Raw genomic sequence first — 14754 nt, 5'->3', positions numbered from 1 at the left:
CGTCCCACCAGGACCTCCGACAGATGTGCCCAATCCAGGACACGGCGCTCCCAAACCCCCGCATCACCGCCCGGTCGGCTAACAATGGAGCCTTGGTGGACTCGGTATCCGAGTACCCTGGAGGCTGAAAAAGCAGCACTGAACGCTTGGGGCAAGCCTTGGTCAATTCAGCTGGATCAGTTCGAGCTGGGACGTCTAGTGGTGACGATCACCGTCGAATTCTGCGGTGGAGAGCGCGAGCTAGTGGGCTTTTACCCGGACAGCTATCCCTACTTCATGCCGCACGTCCGTCTCCGCGGTATGAAGCTTCCAAGGCACCACAATCCCGGAGGTTATCTGTGCTTGCTCGCGCAAGATGGGGACGAATGGCATCCCGGGCAAGACACGCTCGCCAGTTTGCTCGAGCAGCAGCTACCTATTCTTGAGGAAGTCACTCAACCTGGCGCTGCGTCGGAATACGTCACGGCGAATGAAGAGCACGTCGGCGAACCGCTGTCGAACTTTTTGCCGTACATGGGCCACTCGGCAATCATCGTTCCCGATGAGTTGCCGCCAATAGGCATCTCGTCCGGAACTCTTCTTCTTGATGCTCGTGTGCGAGGGGAAAAGCATCCGGGCATCATTGCAATACTGCGTAAGATTAGCGACAACGCTGGTGTTCCGCTTGTTGATTACCCCGTTCAGATGTTCGCCTTCAAGCAACGTAGCAGCGGGCTATGGACCCGGCTGGAGGGCCGTCCTGAACTTGGCGAAGGAATAGACGACGAGATTCGCAAGCGGCTGTACGACCTAGCCCTAGAGACATCACCGGCACTCCAAAAAAGACTTCACCATGCGAAGGCTGGCGAGGAAATCATCTTCGGTTTTCTATATGCGGACCAAGTGGAATGGAGGCAAGCTGCAGAGGACTGGCTATTCCTCTGGCTTCGCGTCGCCAAAGCCGCTCGTCATGGACGCAACCCAACTGCGTCGATCGTTGATTACGGTCTGGTACGTGCAGATTGGGCTGGGGAGGACTCGCTCTTGAAGAGAGCACCCGCGCTTGCCCCGTTGCGTTCGAAGTCGGTGCTTTTAGTAGGGACCGGGGCGATAGGCTCTACGCTGGCTATGCAACTGGCGAAAAGCGGCATCCGAGAACTGCGCTTAGTGGATACAGATCACCTTCAAGCAGGAAACAGCGTGCGATGGGCTTTCGGATGGGAGTTCGCGGGATTTCCGAAGGCGGAGGTCATTGCACACCGCGTCGCAAGCGATTACCCCCGTACGAAGGCCACTGCCAGCACGTTTCGAATCGGTGGTTTTCAGCAGATCAACCCATCCGACGGATTGCCGTTTAGCGACTATGACTTCCTTCGAGAGGAGATGCGTCAAGTGGATCTCATCATCGACGCGACCGCGAACTATCGCGTTAACCACCTGCTTGCGGACGTGTCACGGGTAGAAGGCAAGGCGTATGTTTGGCTCTCGACCACGCCGGGAGCCTCTGGAGGGGTCGTTGGCCGTGTTACTCCGACTGCAACTCAAGGATGCTGGCATTGCTTTCAACATGCTATGGCAGCGGGGGAAATCAGGTATCCAGCGGACAACGGGGCCTTGGATGTCCAACCTAGGGGTTGCACACACCCAACCTTCGTTGCAGCAGGTATTGACAGCGACGAGGTGTCTATCCTCGCGTCCCGTCTGGCGGTGGCTACGTTGCTTGCGCAGGATGGTGGCGTAGGGCAGGCATCAGATTTCGAATGGGATGTGGCAGTAGGCGATTTCTTCTCGGCAGATCGCCGGATCGAAAGCCGCTGGACGACCTACCCGCTGCACAAACATCCGGACTGTAGCGCCTGTGCTTGAGCTTGACCTCTGGCTCTCCGTCGACGCGCTCGCCGCCATTGAGGCAACGGCCGAAGCTAAGTATCCGTTCGAAACCGGAGGGGTACTTGTCGGCTATCGAAGTGGTTTGAGCCAGATCATCGAGAGTGCTGTTGGTCCAGGTCCAAACGCCATTCACGAGCGCTACAGCTTCCACAGCGACCACGAGTGGCAATGTGACAAGCTCGACGAGCTTTTTCTGCAATCAAATGGCCGGCAGGTGTACCTTGGAGAATGGCACACGCATCCCGGGGGGGACTGTCGGATGAGTATGGTCGATCGGCGAACCCTGGCGAAAATTCGCCGTACGAAGCAAGCAAGTGCCCCCAATGCGTTTATGGTGATCGGGGCGGGGCGGCCGGGTGCTTGGTCGTGGATGGCTCATCACTTTGACTCGCAGCTCATGTTCGGCGGTTTTTCCAAGTTGCACTCAATGAATATGAAACTGTTCAGGGTGGCAACAGGACCCCCGTCGGCGCTGAATTAGCATGGCGGAGGCTGTTTCGCCGCCATGGACGGTCAGGGTTGCCACTGCAGGTTATGCAATTGCAGTGATGAGACTATCTCTGCCAGACGAGAGCATCGGGCGAAATGAAGTTGCCAACGCACCTTTCTTCGATCTCATTGGCAAGCCACGCGCATTGTTGGCAGGTTCTTTTCCAACGATTTGGAAGAGAACATGCCAATCAGTGATTAATGTTACCGTTTGTTTCGATTGGCGCGTTCCGTCAAATATTTCACCGCTGTAAGGAATGAGCCGGAGGCAGAAGACGTAGCTACTATGCGGGCTAGCGGCGCTTTGTTGACAACTTCATTTCCAAATTTCACGAAGGGGGGTGCGGACAAAAACTTGGACTACCTGGAGGTAGTTCATGTATTCGTACGAAGACCGAATCCGAGCCGTCAAGCTCTACATCAAGCTCGGTAAACGCTTGAGGCCGACCATTCGTCAGCTGGGTTACCCAACCAAGAATGCCTTGAAGGGCTGTTACCAGGAATACGAGCAACGGCTCGATTTGCCGGTGGGCTATGCTGGCCGGCGACCCAAGTATTCGCAGGCGCAGAAGGCGGCAGCTGTTGAGCACTACCTCACCCACGATCGATGCATTGCCGCCACCATGAGAGCCACTGGAGCCCAGCAATGCAATCAAAAAGTACGAGAGGCGTTCAGCAGGAAGAAGTGTGGGCTGCGGCGGATGCCCTGATCGCCGCCGGCGAGCGGCCAACGATTGAACGGGTGCGCCTGAAGATCGGCCGAGGCTCACCGAATACCGTCAGTCCCATGCTGGAAAGCTGGTTTGCCACGCTCGCGCCGCGGCTCGGGGTTGCGGCGTCGGGCTCCCAGCCGGCAGAGGAGGGCGCGCCCAAGGAGCTATGCCAGGCGCTGAATGGCGTTTGGGCCGCCGCTGTTGCAGCCGCGCACGAAAAAGCGGACGGAGCGCTCGCCCCCGAGCGCGACAAAATTGTTCAGCAAGGCGAGGAATTGGAGGCCGCGCGCGAGGAGCTCACGCAGCGGGAAGCAGCGCTAAGCGAGCGGGGTATCGCCCTGGAACATGCGCTGGAACTGGCTAAGTCCCAGCTGCACAACCAAGTCGCTCAACTCGAAAAGGTCGGCCTCGACTTCGAACAGGCCCGCAGTAGCATCGCCACCCTCGTTCAAGAGCGCGATACAGACAGGCGGCAGTTCGATGACCAGCTTCGCACACTCACTGAGGAGCGTCAGCGTATGGAGCTGCGGGCTTCGACTAACCAAAATCGCCTTCTGGAAGAGGTGGATCGCGCTCGCCAGGAGGCAAAGCAGTCGGCGCGAGCGCTCGAGGACATAGGCCAAAAGCACGCCACCGAGAAGCAGGCTCTTGAACGCACGAACGCAGCGCTGGTCAGTCGTGTGCATGAAGGGCAAGTCGAGGTGGCAACGCTGAAAGAGCGGCTTAAGGGGGCCGAGGAACGGGCGAAAGGGCTTGAGAGCGCGCTTGCAGCGGCAGCTCTGGAACCACGGCGCACAGCGAAAAGCAGGCCTATCAAGTTACCTACAAGTGGCCGGCGGGCTGCTGGCGTGGATGGGCCGAAGCGATAGCCCTGACCCATTGTTCATGCGCGTCCTGGCGGCTCCATGCATGGCTTGGACGGGACTGGGCTCTCTTGGCATTCGTCAGTGTGATACTCTGTACCAGCTCGAACACAATTCCCTTGGTATTTGCAGGACCAAGTGGAAACGCGGATCAAAAGGAGCTATTTTCGTAGCAAAATAGGCTTCTTGCGGAGCAAATCCGCCAATTTCCGGAGCAGCTGCGGTCGATCCCGTTTGCGCTGCCCAAATCCCGTGGAACATCTTTCCGAAGTCCTAAAAATCCTTGACGGCGCGCTGAAGTCCAATCAGAGCATGGCCACGAATTACGCTGGTTTGCTCGCGGACAAATTGGAGCGCGATGGTAGTCGACGCGAGGCGCGAATGATCCGCGAACGCCTGGCGCGTGTGCCAGGTGCTTTGTCTATTGCTCAGGGCGGTGTCTTGGTTCCGCTCAAAAACATACACCTCCCGGTCGACGGCGACAGCCGAATGCACACCGTGGATTTGAGTCGACCGAATGCAGCTGAGGTAAACCTGTTACTCCCGCATGCCTTGCGGAACAGGCTTGAGGATTATCTCGCCGGCATACGACACCATGCCAAGTTGGTGGCGGCCGGAGTAGTGATCCCCCATCGACTCATCATGGACGGGCCGCCAGGCACCGGCAAAACTCAGACCGCTCGATCCATTGCGGGTCAATTGGACTTGCCACTATTAACCGTGCGCTGTGACACCTTGATCAGCAGCTTGTTGGGGCAGACCAGCCGGAACCTTCGTAGGGTGTTTGAATATGCACAGGAGTTCCCTTGCGTGCTTTTCCTGGACGAACTCGATGCCATGGCCACGGCAAGAGGAAGTGAGCGCGATGTAGGGGAGCTTCAGCGCGTGGTGATCTCTTTGCTGCAGAACATTGATGCCTTACCAGTCGACACCATCCTGGTCGCCGCAACCAATCACGGCCAATTGCTGGATTACGCAATTTGGCGGCGGTTCAGTTATCGATTGTCTATGCCGTTGCCTGATAGTCAGCTGCGCCAAATCCTCTGGAAGCATTTTTTGGGTGAATATTTACCAGAAATAATCGACCTTGAAGATATTGCCCGTAGGTCTGAGGGACTGTCAGGGGCCACAATCGAACAGGTTTGCCAGGACGCCAAACGCACGGCCGTCTTAAAGGGTGAGACTGTTGTCGATGAAACCGAGTTGTTCCGACGCCTTGGCTTGACGCTGGCATTTGAACAACCGAAGGCTGTTGGCAGTACAGACGGTGAGATTCGATGGCTGCGTGCTTGGTATCCAAAGCTTTTCACGCACCGTGTGCTAGCAGCAGCGTACGGAATCTCACAGCGCCAGGTCAGAAATGCGATAGAGGGAGAACAACATGGCGACACGGGGGACAAACAGAGCCAGTGAAGCAAATCCATTTCGGTGGATTGCATTTCGTCCGGAGGACCGGAGCGCGCCCGAAGGTGGTGGCGGGGGACCCAAAGAGCTGGTTCCCGTTACACCGCAATATCGGGCATCCCTAAACGCCTCACTAGCCGAAGCCTCAGCGGCATTACTACCCGAGATTCAGGCTCACCCTAGTACCCCCGGCGTTTTGATACTCAAACTCCGGGATATTGCGGTCGCAAAAACCCACCGCCCCAATACGCTGGTCGCGGAAGCCGGATTGCAACCTGCCGGCGTTGGCCGGATCGATGAAATGCTAGTGGCGGCGAATGCTGCAAGCATTCTCAGTTTTTCGCAGACTATCCTCCATCGTCAGACGCAAGCGATCAAGGCCAATTTGTCTGCCATACAGCGCATAGACGCTTGGGACAGTCAACGCCGAATGGAAGTGCCAGCCGATCAGCTGCGCGCCCACGGCTCGATCTTGCTAACTCTGTTTCGCTATCACGCCACCGATGCCACGGCGCGCAATCTGGATGTCCTTCGCTTGTTGATGCAACAGCGGAACATTCAAGCAGAAGTCATCCCCCAACGCTGGGGTCCGCCGGTATTTCGCATTGATGCGCAAGGTCTGAGTGAGGAGAGTTTCGCAGCGCTGACAAAGTTTCCGGGTCTGCGGGCTATTTTTCGGGAACCGATAGCCTTTCCGTCAGCCACTTCAGGCGCCACCTTGGCCGGACCATTGCCGGCTCCGATCCCTGAAGCCAATCATCCCATTGTGGGTGTCTTTGACACGGGGACGGCTGCGAACGCTCTAAGTTTGCGCCCATGGATCGCCAGCACGGACACCTATGTTCTTGCGATTGACACCGATTACGTGCACGGTACAGCTGTGGCTTCGTTGGTGGCTGGGGGACGACTTCTGAACAATGACCATACGCTGATTTCGCCTACGCGGTGCATGGTGCACGATGTTTGCGCCATGGAATCTGGCTTCGCCAAAACTGCAGACCTCGTACTCAGACTAGGCAGGGCCATGGCTCTGGCGCCCCAGGTGAAGGTGTGGAATCTGTCGCTTGGGAGCGCACCGATTTCCAATGATGAATTTAGCTGGTTCGCACAGCAATTGGATGCGTTGAGCGACCAGCATGGAGTTCTGTGTGTAATCGCTGCAGGAAATTACGAAGGAACTCCACGCAGAGGCTGGCCGACCACCGCACTGCTGGATGACCGTTTAAGCAGTCCCGGCGACTCGGTCCGCTCCCTTACGGTTGGCTCGGTGGCGCATTTGGATGGTCCAGGGGCCCTTGTTAACGCAGGGGAGCCGGCATCTTACTCACGCCGCGGCCCCGGGCCTGTATTCACGCCTAAGCCAGATCTGGTCCATGCTGGCGGCGGAGTGCACACCCCATGGGCAGCGGGTTTGACCAGCATGCAGGTCCTGCAGCCCGATAATACGGTTGGGAGTGGCTTTGGAACCAGTTATGCCGCGCCGTTGGTAACGGGCCTTGCGGCGCATGTTTGGCAGAGCTTGGATGGCCAACCCAACTTTACCGTCAAGCCGCACATGGTCAAAGCCCTGATGATCCATGCCGCCCGCCTGGCATCGCCGGACTACGCGGCAGCGGAGCGGCGCTACTTCGGCGCGGGGGTCCCTAGCGACGCCTTGGCTACCCTGTATGACCGGGATGATTGTTTCACTCTGATGTTCGAAGTAATGGTGGTGCCTGGCTACAAATGGCGCAAGACACCATACCCGATACCTGATGTCTTGATGAGAAATGGCAGGCTCCAAGCCGAAGTGATCATCACTGCTGTTTACTCTCCCCCCTTGGACCCCAACTCTGGGGCCGAATACGTGCGAGCCAACGCTAACGTTAGCTTCGGCGTCCTCAATGGCAATCGGATCTCCGGCAAAGTGCCGTTGGAAGGTGAAACGGGTACCACAGGGTATGAAGCCACTCAGATCGAGTTTGGAGGGAAATGGTCTCCCGTAAAGCTCCATCGAAAGAGTTTCCCTGTGGGTGTGGCTGGTGCCCAATGGGCGATTCAAGTGGAGGCGCTGCTCCGGGCCAATGAACCGCCGTTGGCTGAGCCACTGAATGTGGCTTTGTTGGTCAGCCTGCGTGCCTTGGACGGCAATGGAGGGGTAAATGGCAGCGGGATTCGCGCATTGAACAGTGCGAACTGGTTGCATCAAACTCTGCCAACGCGCGTTCCAGTTACTGTGTAAACGCTTCAGAAAATTGCTGTACCGCGCATAGGAAAGCCACCATGCTTACAGCGATGCGTCGATCTGATACCGCCAAAGTTACTGCTCGTGATAGCGAGCGCACCGAGGCGCCATTTCAATGTCCAACTTGCCAGCGCGAAGTTACTCTTCACAAAGGTCAAATCAAGGTACATCACTTTGCACACAAGCCTCCGGTAACCTGCGCAAGGGGTATAGGTGAATCCGAGGCCCACCTTCAAGCTAAGTTGGCAATCTTCGATGCACTCAAGCGGGAGGGTAATGTAGCGGATCTGGAGATTGAACGTGATTGCGGCATTTCTGTGGCGGATATTTGCCCGCATCTCTGGTATACCAGTGGCGATAGAAATTCAACGCAGCGCGCTGAGTGCCAATCAAATAAACGCGCGGACTCAAAACTACCATCGACTGGGTATCGCGGTGCTCTGGATTGCGCTTCCAAGCCCAGACCTCGCAACTTCAAAATACAGTCCAAGTGCATGGGAGAAATGGTGCCATGCAACCTACTATGGGCGTGTTTACTATTGGGATCAAGGGCAAGTTTTAAAAGTAGTTCACTTTGATCCTTATGTCATTGAAGTACCGCGTAGCACCTGGTACGAAGGCGGCTCAGAGCGCAGTGCAGGTGGATACGACAAAAGGTCAAAACGCTGGCGTGCGCCTCGTCTCGGGATTCCAGTGCTTATCTCCGCGAGCTTCCACCGCTCACACCGTGAAGCATGGCAAGGCGGAACTGTCGTCATTCCGGAGTGCAGTATTTATCTTGACCGCCAAACCAAGTGGTGGAAATGATCTAATCGTTTGACCCGGCAACTTTAAACATGTCCGACTGACTAGAAGTTATCGCGCCGCCGGCTTGGTACGAACAACGTACGAGCCGTGTTCGTTGTATCTGCGTTGCCCGACATTAGGGTCATAGCGGGCATGCAGCATTTTGCTTTCAAGGTACAGAAGGACCAGAACTTCACCATTTCGCCCAGGGTGACAGCATTCGCGAAGTTCATACTGGTCTGCGTCATCGTTTTCAAACCAAGTCTCACCCGATTGCTTTCCAAGACTACTACGAGCTCTCCCACCTTGGAGAAGTGCGTAGGCAAAGCTGTCGTCATCCAATTGCTGGTGTAGAAACCAGCGGCGCGGTATATCGCCGGCCGCCTTGTGCCAGCGTAGGCCCGTCGACGAATAACAAGCCAACACTATGGGAAGTGTGTTGATATCGGTCAGCCGCATGCAAGTTGCCAGCAGGCTGGTGTCGAATGCGCTTGCCATTTTTTCAAGGTCCAAGAAGTCGGGTGTACCAAACGACTTCAACGCTGGGTAGAACATGGGGGTCGGCATCAGCAAATGAGATGCGAAGCTATCAGCTTCGCGTTCCCGAACTTGATCTGACGAAAAATTCAGATCTATGTCATCAACCCGGCATCGAAACGATAGGCCTCTGTGCATCAGCCAGTGTCCCAGCTCATGTGCAACAGAAAATCGCTGTCGGCCGCGGCTTGGCGATGGCTTGATAGTCGCAATTCCCCGATCACCAACACCCATCAAAGTCGCCTCACAACCGTCGAGATCTTCATACACGACCGCCATGCATGCGTCCATTGCAATCAGCTCGATATCAAGTTCTTCAGGTGAGGTAATCCCTAGTTCCGCAATGCGAGCCTCCGCGCGCTCACCAGGACTCATTCTTCGTCACCTTTGTCTGAATCTGACTCCTGCTCTAAGCGACGGAGTTGTCGATACCGACGCAGGACATCCTCATCAGACATATCGCTAAGAGATCGCGCGGCCATGGTAAACAACGGGTTATTGGCAGCCTGTTCAAGATAGCGCCGTGCTTCCATAGGGGTGATATCTGCAACTGCCGGCATTGAAACTAACTTGGCGGCCTCCAAGCTCGTCTTTGCTTTGGCCAGGCGACGTCGACCAGCTTCCGCTCTGGCGTTCTGAAGTAGTTGGAGGCCTTCAGCTTTAATTTTTTCTGGATCGGCTCCATCCAGTATTTCTTCGTCTGTCATCCCCATCAGTTCCGCAAAATGCGCGTCCAATAGGGCGTTTTCTATATCTGGCTTCTTGGGCGATGAGGTCATTCGGTATTCCTTTCCTCGGCAAGAGCCGCAATCCTGCGTTCCAGCCGCTTTCGTGTCGCATCCAGGCGCTTCATGTCGAAGCCCAGTTCCTCGGCTGCTTCTTTCCCATACAGACCTTCTGCCCAGGCCATCAGTAGCAGTTGAGCGTCGTCATCGTCCTTTACCGCTTCCTGCAGGGCTGCGAGTTGCGCATTTGCATCGGCGACACGATCTGGCGTTTGCAGTTCGACCGCACAAACACCTACAGCAGACTCGTCGTCGTCCTCGGTACCTGCGCCCTGGTCAACTACTGCGTAGACGTCCATGGGGCCGTCCTTGACGCTTTCACGGGTATCGCTGGCAATACTGCGCATCACGTTCTTCAGCGTGATGACCGCCGGGATACCGCGTTTCCAATGCCGTCCCCCAGCCAACAACCTGACGCAAGCTTCCTGTAGGAGATCATTCCCGAAAAAACCAGGCAAGTTTCCTGAAATCCACCGGCATTCGCTCTTGGCGCGCAGCCAATCGGCCGCAGACAAGCCCTGCAGGGCTTGATCAACCTCCGTCGTGGAGAGGTATTCGCTGGGTGGTTCGTCTATTTTCATGTTCTTGTTCCCAGGTAAGGCGGTTCAGCGGGGCGCCGTGGACGCAAAAAGAAAATTTATTTTGACGTCCGCAGCCGGCGTCTCAGCCGCCTTACTCACTAAGCACACCAAATTCCATGTGCCCAACATTAAGGAAATTGTATGAAAAATGAACAAGTCGCGGCTCCGGCCGCAAATTCGCAGGGCGGGCCTGATCAAGGTCACGAGGCTAACAAGGTCTACAAGATCATGGTCAACGGCCGCCCCAAAGAGGTTCACAGCAAGGAGCTGACCTTCGTTGATGTGGTCAAGCTGGCATTTGAAGACGCGGTTTTCAACGATGTCACGGTCTACACCATCACCTACAAGCGCGGCGAAGGCAACAAGCCCGAAGGCACGCTGGTCGAAGGCGAGTCCGTGAAAATCAAAGAAGGCATGGTGTTCAATGTCAAGCGCACTGATAAGTCGTAGCCCGGACCTGCAGCGGCTGCAACACGAAGGGTACGAGCTGGAGATTTGTTCGAATCACCTGCTCGTACACAACGTACCGTACGTGACTCCCAGAGGCGAAGTTGCCCGGGCGACCCTGATCTCCAACCTGTCTCTGGCAGGCGACAAGACCATCAAGCCTGAGCCGCACATCGCTTGGTTCACGGGCGAACACCCATGCAACGTGAATGGCAGCGAAATCGTACAGATCAAGCACAGCAGCGGTAACATCCCGCTGGCGCCGGATCTGGTGGCAAAGCACTCGTTTTCCAACAAGCCTCCGGGTGGCTATGCGGATTACTACGAGAAGATGACGCGCTACATCGAGATCATCTCAGCGCCGGCACAGTCACTACAGCCGGGCGTGACGGCCTGTACCTTCAAGGTAGTTGCCTCCCCTCCCGATGATGGCGTTTTCAACTATATGGATACCGCCTCTGGCCGGGTCGGCATCACCGCCGTCACCGCCAAGCTGACCATGCGGAAGGTGGCTATCGTTGGGGTGGGCGGTACCGGCTCTTATGTGCTGGACCTGCTGGCAAAAACGCCGATTTGGGAGATCCACCTGTACGACTCGGACAAGTTCCTGCAGCACAACGCCTTCCGGGCACCGTCGGCGGCCTCACTGGAGGAGTTGCTTGAGCAACCCACCAAGGTGTCATATTTTCAAGCCCAGTACTCCAGGATGCACCGCGGCATCAAGGCACACCCTGTGAAGATAGGTCCAGACAATGTTGCCGAACTGACAGATTTCAACTTTGTTTTCTTGTGCATGGACTCTGGGCCGGCCAAGAAACTCATTGTCGAAACCCTTCAAGCGAATGGAATCCCTTTTGTGGACGTCGGCATGGGTACCGATCTGCTGGAGGACAGCCTGGAGCTGTGGGCTATCTGCCGCGTAACGACAAGCACGTCCGAAAAGCAGGACCACATCTCACAGCGCGTGTCATTCGCTGAAGCTGACGAGGATGACTACGATCGCAATATCCAAATTGCCGATCTGAACGCCCTTTGCGCAGCGCTGGCAGTGATTAAGTGGAAAAAGTTCTGTGGGTTTTACCAGGACTTGGAGCACGAGCATGACTCTACGTACACCACCAGCACGGAGTTGCTGACATCGGAAGACTGCGCATGAGGACCTCCATCACCCATCGGTTTGTCGAATTTGTGCCCGATGTATTGGAGGAGGGCGTACTCTACGTTTCCCTGGAATACGCCACCGCAGTGCACCGGTGCTTTTGTGGCTGTGGGAAGGAGGTAGTCACACCCATCTCACCGACGGACTGGCTGCTTTCTTATGACGGTGAATCTGTGTCGCTGGATCCGTCGATCGGCAACTGGAGTTTTCCTTGCCGGGCACATTACTGGATCCGAAAAAATAAAGTGCACTGGTATGGCGATATGCCGCAAGGTCTGATCGATGCCGGCCGGAGGCGTGACAAGAAGGCAAAAGCGGCCTATTACGCCACTCAGGCCACCATGCCATCGAAGAAATTCGATCCGAAGGTGCCAAGTAAGAGTTCTGCTGATTTACCAGGAGACCGCAAGGGCTTGGCGAGCACAATAAGGGAATGGTTCAAGGGCGGCAAATAGCGCAAGCCTCGACAAACACCACTTAGAGTGCCGCTGCGTGGTAATCAGATTGCCAGGGCCACCCAGCCAAGTTCCTTTGAAATCTGGCTCCTGTATGCCGTGCTGATCTGCAATGGAGCTCTCTCAATATATTCACGGGCATCATCCATCGCTTGACCGGTCAGCCCTTGCAAATATGAGACTACTTGGTCTCCTGTTGGCAGGATATGCCTTGAATTTTTGAAGCCACAAGGTAAGTTCGTCCAAACCACTCCATCAAGTTCATGCCCTGCAGCCCAAGCCGCAATATCGTTGGCACGCAGGCCATGGTGCATTCCGGTCGAGAGGTCGCAATACCCGATATCCATCGCGACTCGTTTGTCGGAAATTCCTTCGCGGCTTGCGAGCGTTGACATTGCTGTTCCGATGTCCTTTGCCTCTAACAAGGTCCAGCATGTTCTTACGGGGTCCACGTTGTCGCAGATTACAAGCGTGATGCGCTGGCCACCTGATTCGCGTGCGAATTCGACCGGTAGCATAGGACCATCGGTTTTCCACCCATCAAAAATCGGCAGCTCCCCAGGCTTCCAGATCAATGATCCCCAGCCAAGGCAGGCGATCCGCGGCGTTTTGTTATTCATGCGCGATTAGCTTCAGGCGCGCCTGTTCTACGGCGTTTCCGCAACGCCTGGCTTTGCTGACGAGAAAGGGCTTGCGCTTCAAGCTTATAGATGACGGCATGCGCCAGCCCATAAACGGCAACTGTTCCGCGCGCATGAACGGCAATGAATCCGGCAACGGTTAGTGCGGCAACTAGCGGCATCAGGGCGTAGGCCAAGATATTGCCGTCTTTTAGGTCGACCCCTTTTTGTCCCAATAAAAGAGCCAAGGCAAAAGTCGAGCCCGCCACCCCCTTAATGGCTGTGGCTCTGGCCTTAGTGTCCTCCTCGGCCCTCAGCAGGCAGCTTTGAACAGCGGGGGAAAATTCACGTTCACGAGAGTGCAGTTCTGGCATCCGGTCCAATACTTGACTGACCTGCTTTGAGTTGTAGCCTGTCAGTGTTGAATTCCGCTGAAGTCTGACCCGAGGGGGGTGCCCGATGACACCGGCCTGCTTCATCGACTCGGGATACCTTGGGCGTCCAACGCTGCCAACCATGGCTTTCCTACTCTCTGGAAGCGCCTCGCGGACCCAGGCGGTCAATGTCTCACGACCGGGGTAGCCCAGCGCCCTCATGGTGGCGGCAATGCATCGATCGTGAGTGAGGTAGTGCTCAACAGCTGCCTCCTTCTGCGCCTGGGAGTACTTGGGCTCCCGGCCCGCATAGCCCACCGGTAAATCGAGCCGTTGCTCATATTCCCGGTACCAGCCCTTCAAGACATTTTGGTTGGGTAACCCAGCTGACGGATGGTTGGTCTCACGCGTTTGCCGAGCTTGATGTAGAGCTCGACCGCTCGAATTCTGTCTTCGTATGAATACATGAACTACCTCCTGGTAGTCCAAGTTTTTGTCCGCATCCCCGGTGGGTCAGATTTCGACGGAACTCAACACTAGACGGAAATACTCACCCTCAAGGTCCGCCGGATGATTAAGTTCGCAAAGTGTTCAGGCAAAGAAAAAGGACCCGAAGGTCCTTTCCTTGATATCCATTTCGGGATATCGCTGCGAGGCTCTGTTACCCCTGCTGGTGTGCAGGACCTAGATTACTCCAGGCAGCTAGTTCGTATACGCACTCGCTCTCGAACTGTCTTTGTACATCTATGGTACCAGCAGTTCACGGTACCGTCAAATGGGGTACCGACCCGGACTAACGGCGCCCTTTGGGCGATTTGGCGGGAAATACATCCGCCTTTTCTCCAACCAGCGCCTTGAAACGCCAACTCTGCGCGTTCGGACTGTGCTTAAGAGGGCTCAGATATGCACTCTTGATGAACATTTCAACAGCCGGGACAGCCGACTTACGGGTCTTCTCCAAGCTAAAAAAGATCGAATACGGCGCCAGGCCAGTGCCAGGCGGCAGAACGATCTGTGCAACATAGGTGTAGCTCCTGTCGGCACGGTAGATTGTCCCGCTCAACATGGAATTCATGACCTGCGGTAACTGGAGGGAGCATTGATAGCGCTCCACGTCGAAAGCCCGCTCTTCGCCGAGATGCGTGTACCGGTGGTGGCCACCGTGCTTAATTGGATCGAAATCCTCCGTAAAGCAGTGGCACCCGAATGTGACTCGGACCGGGATGCTGATCGGCTGCAGCTGGACAACGAGGTCAACGGAGAGCGTCATCTGTGCGAGGTGGGGGAAGGTGTAAACCTGACCTTCGAATGTTTTATTGGCGAAATCGCTCACTGGAAACCCTACTGTTGCCTGTATTGTGGCTTAGCGTTGATGCACGCCTGATTTCGTTCACTCGTTGTTCTTCGGACATTTACAGACACTTGATGAGGGGCGGCAGGAGCTTCGC

The 14754-nt window shown here is 56.0% G+C and carries 14 protein-coding genes and 3 pseudogenes; 11 read left to right on the top strand and 6 right to left on the bottom strand.

All coding sequences use genetic code 11. From position 1 onward, the window contains the following. The first annotated feature begins 201 nt into the window (after window positions 1-201). From PSV26_RS02840 to PSV26_RS02810, 8 genes and pseudogenes are all read left to right on the top strand, one after another. Entirely contained in the window at window positions 202-1845 is a 1644-nt protein-coding gene (locus tag PSV26_RS02840; RefSeq protein ID WP_300567460.1) for a ThiF family adenylyltransferase, read from the top strand. Beyond that, window positions 1838-2350 (top strand): Mov34/MPN/PAD-1 family protein, encoded by a 513-nt coding sequence (locus PSV26_RS02835; RefSeq protein WP_300567457.1) that lies wholly within the window; start codon window positions 1838-1840, stop codon window positions 2348-2350. Before PSV26_RS02840 ends, PSV26_RS02835 begins: the two co-directional genes overlap by 8 nt. Window positions 2351-2735: 385 nt before the next feature. Then, a pseudogene (locus PSV26_RS02830) lies at window positions 2736-2990 on the top strand (IS3 family transposase); the annotation flags it as partial. Window positions 2991-3004: 14 nt separating this feature from the next. Beyond that, entirely contained in the window at window positions 3005-3940 is a 936-nt protein-coding gene (locus PSV26_RS02825) for a DNA-binding protein (protein ID WP_300567454.1), read from the top strand. 246 nt (window positions 3941-4186) lie between these two features. Then, on the top strand, window positions 4187-5347 hold the full coding sequence (gene iteA, locus PSV26_RS02820) for an anti-phage ATPase IteA (RefSeq protein ID WP_300567451.1): 1161 nt from the start codon (window positions 4187-4189) through the stop codon (window positions 5345-5347). Next, window positions 5316-7559 carry a S8 family anti-phage peptidase IteS gene (gene iteS / locus PSV26_RS02815; protein ID WP_366945957.1) on the top strand — a complete coding sequence of 748 codons (2244 nt, stop codon included), beginning with the start codon at window positions 5316-5318 and terminating at the stop codon, window positions 7557-7559. Before iteA ends, iteS begins: the two co-directional genes overlap by 32 nt. A gap of 41 nt (window positions 7560-7600) precedes the next feature. After that, window positions 7601-7837 (top strand): annotated as a pseudogene (locus PSV26_RS22635) (competence protein CoiA family protein); the annotation flags it as partial. Between the two features lie 25 nt (window positions 7838-7862). After that, the gene (locus PSV26_RS02810; protein WP_300567445.1) at window positions 7863-8369 is read left to right on the top strand and encodes a competence protein CoiA family protein; all 507 of its coding nucleotides are present in this window, start codon (window positions 7863-7865) and stop codon (window positions 8367-8369) included. A 48-nt stretch (window positions 8370-8417) separates the two neighbouring features. Here the strand turns inward: PSV26_RS02810 and PSV26_RS02805 are convergent, their stop codons facing one another. From PSV26_RS02805 to PSV26_RS02795, 3 genes are read right to left on the bottom strand one after another with little or no spacing between them, the layout of a single operon-like run. Further along, a complete protein-coding gene (locus PSV26_RS02805; protein WP_300567442.1) occupies window positions 8418-9260 on the bottom strand; it encodes an ImmA/IrrE family metallo-endopeptidase in 843 nt (280 codons plus the stop codon). Then, window positions 9257-9664, bottom strand: a complete 408-nt coding sequence (locus tag PSV26_RS02800; protein WP_300567439.1) for a hypothetical protein — start codon at window positions 9662-9664, stop codon at window positions 9257-9259. The genes PSV26_RS02805 and PSV26_RS02800 overlap by 4 nt, the downstream gene beginning before the upstream one ends. Further along, entirely contained in the window at window positions 9661-10251 is a 591-nt protein-coding gene (locus tag PSV26_RS02795) for a hypothetical protein (protein WP_300567437.1), read from the bottom strand. The genes PSV26_RS02800 and PSV26_RS02795 overlap by 4 nt, the downstream gene beginning before the upstream one ends. 141 nt (window positions 10252-10392) lie before the next feature. Between PSV26_RS02795 and PSV26_RS02790 the strand changes: the two genes are divergently transcribed. The 3 genes from PSV26_RS02790 to PSV26_RS02780 are packed head-to-tail and all read left to right on the top strand — an operon-like array spanning window position 10393 to window position 12312. Beyond that, window positions 10393-10701, top strand: coding sequence for a multiubiquitin domain-containing protein (locus PSV26_RS02790; RefSeq protein ID WP_300567435.1), 309 nt, complete (start codon window positions 10393-10395; stop codon window positions 10699-10701). Next, window positions 10676-11854, top strand: coding sequence for a ThiF family adenylyltransferase (locus PSV26_RS02785; RefSeq protein ID WP_300567432.1), 1179 nt, complete (start codon window positions 10676-10678; stop codon window positions 11852-11854). The genes PSV26_RS02790 and PSV26_RS02785 overlap by 26 nt, the downstream gene beginning before the upstream one ends. Then, a complete protein-coding gene (locus PSV26_RS02780; protein WP_300567429.1) occupies window positions 11851-12312 on the top strand; it encodes a DUF6527 family protein in 462 nt (153 codons plus the stop codon). The genes PSV26_RS02785 and PSV26_RS02780 overlap by 4 nt, the downstream gene beginning before the upstream one ends. 44 nt (window positions 12313-12356) lie before the next feature. On the opposite strand, the gene PSV26_RS02775 is transcribed toward PSV26_RS02780, so the two are convergent. The 3 genes and pseudogenes from PSV26_RS02775 to PSV26_RS02765 all read right to left on the bottom strand — a co-directional run bounded on the left by PSV26_RS02775 (window position 12357) and on the right by PSV26_RS02765 (window position 14639). Next, window positions 12357-12932, bottom strand: a complete 576-nt coding sequence (locus tag PSV26_RS02775; RefSeq protein WP_300567426.1) for a hypothetical protein — start codon at window positions 12930-12932, stop codon at window positions 12357-12359. Between the two features lie 458 nt (window positions 12933-13390). Continuing rightward, window positions 13391-13773: pseudogene (locus PSV26_RS02770) on the bottom strand (transposase); the annotation flags it as partial. Between the two features lie 326 nt (window positions 13774-14099). Beyond that, window positions 14100-14639, bottom strand: a complete 540-nt coding sequence (locus PSV26_RS02765; protein ID WP_300567423.1) for a hypothetical protein — start codon at window positions 14637-14639, stop codon at window positions 14100-14102. Window positions 14640-14754: the final 115 nt, after the last annotated feature.

The organism is Polaromonas sp., assembly GCF_029945685.1.
In the GTDB taxonomy this organism is placed as follows: domain Bacteria; phylum Pseudomonadota; class Gammaproteobacteria; order Burkholderiales; family Burkholderiaceae_C; genus Polaromonas.
The sequence above is the reverse complement of the archived record's forward strand: the minus strand, read 5'-3'. Positions and strand labels throughout refer to the sequence as shown.

Bases quoted from the DNA above. Each gene is read 5' to 3' on its own strand.
- PSV26_RS02785 (WP_300567432.1), top strand. From the start codon at position 10,676: ATGTCAAGCGCACTGATAAGTCGTAGCCCGGACCTGCAGCGGCTGCAA.
- PSV26_RS02795 (WP_300567437.1), bottom strand. From the start codon at position 10,251: ATGAAAATAGACGAACCACCCAGCGAATACCTCTCCACGACGGAGGTT.
- iteS (WP_366945957.1), top strand. From the start codon at position 5,316: ATGGCGACACGGGGGACAAACAGAGCCAGTGAAGCAAATCCATTTCGG.
- PSV26_RS02780 (WP_300567429.1), top strand. From the start codon at position 11,851: ATGAGGACCTCCATCACCCATCGGTTTGTCGAATTTGTGCCCGATGTA.
- PSV26_RS02790 (WP_300567435.1), top strand. From the start codon at position 10,393: ATGAAAAATGAACAAGTCGCGGCTCCGGCCGCAAATTCGCAGGGCGGG.
- PSV26_RS02825 (WP_300567454.1), top strand. From the start codon at position 3,005: ATGCAATCAAAAAGTACGAGAGGCGTTCAGCAGGAAGAAGTGTGGGCT.
- PSV26_RS02800 (WP_300567439.1), bottom strand. From the start codon at position 9,664: ATGACCTCATCGCCCAAGAAGCCAGATATAGAAAACGCCCTATTGGAC.
- PSV26_RS02805 (WP_300567442.1), bottom strand. From the start codon at position 9,260: ATGAGTCCTGGTGAGCGCGCGGAGGCTCGCATTGCGGAACTAGGGATT.
- PSV26_RS02775 (WP_300567426.1), bottom strand. From the start codon at position 12,932: ATGAATAACAAAACGCCGCGGATCGCCTGCCTTGGCTGGGGATCATTG.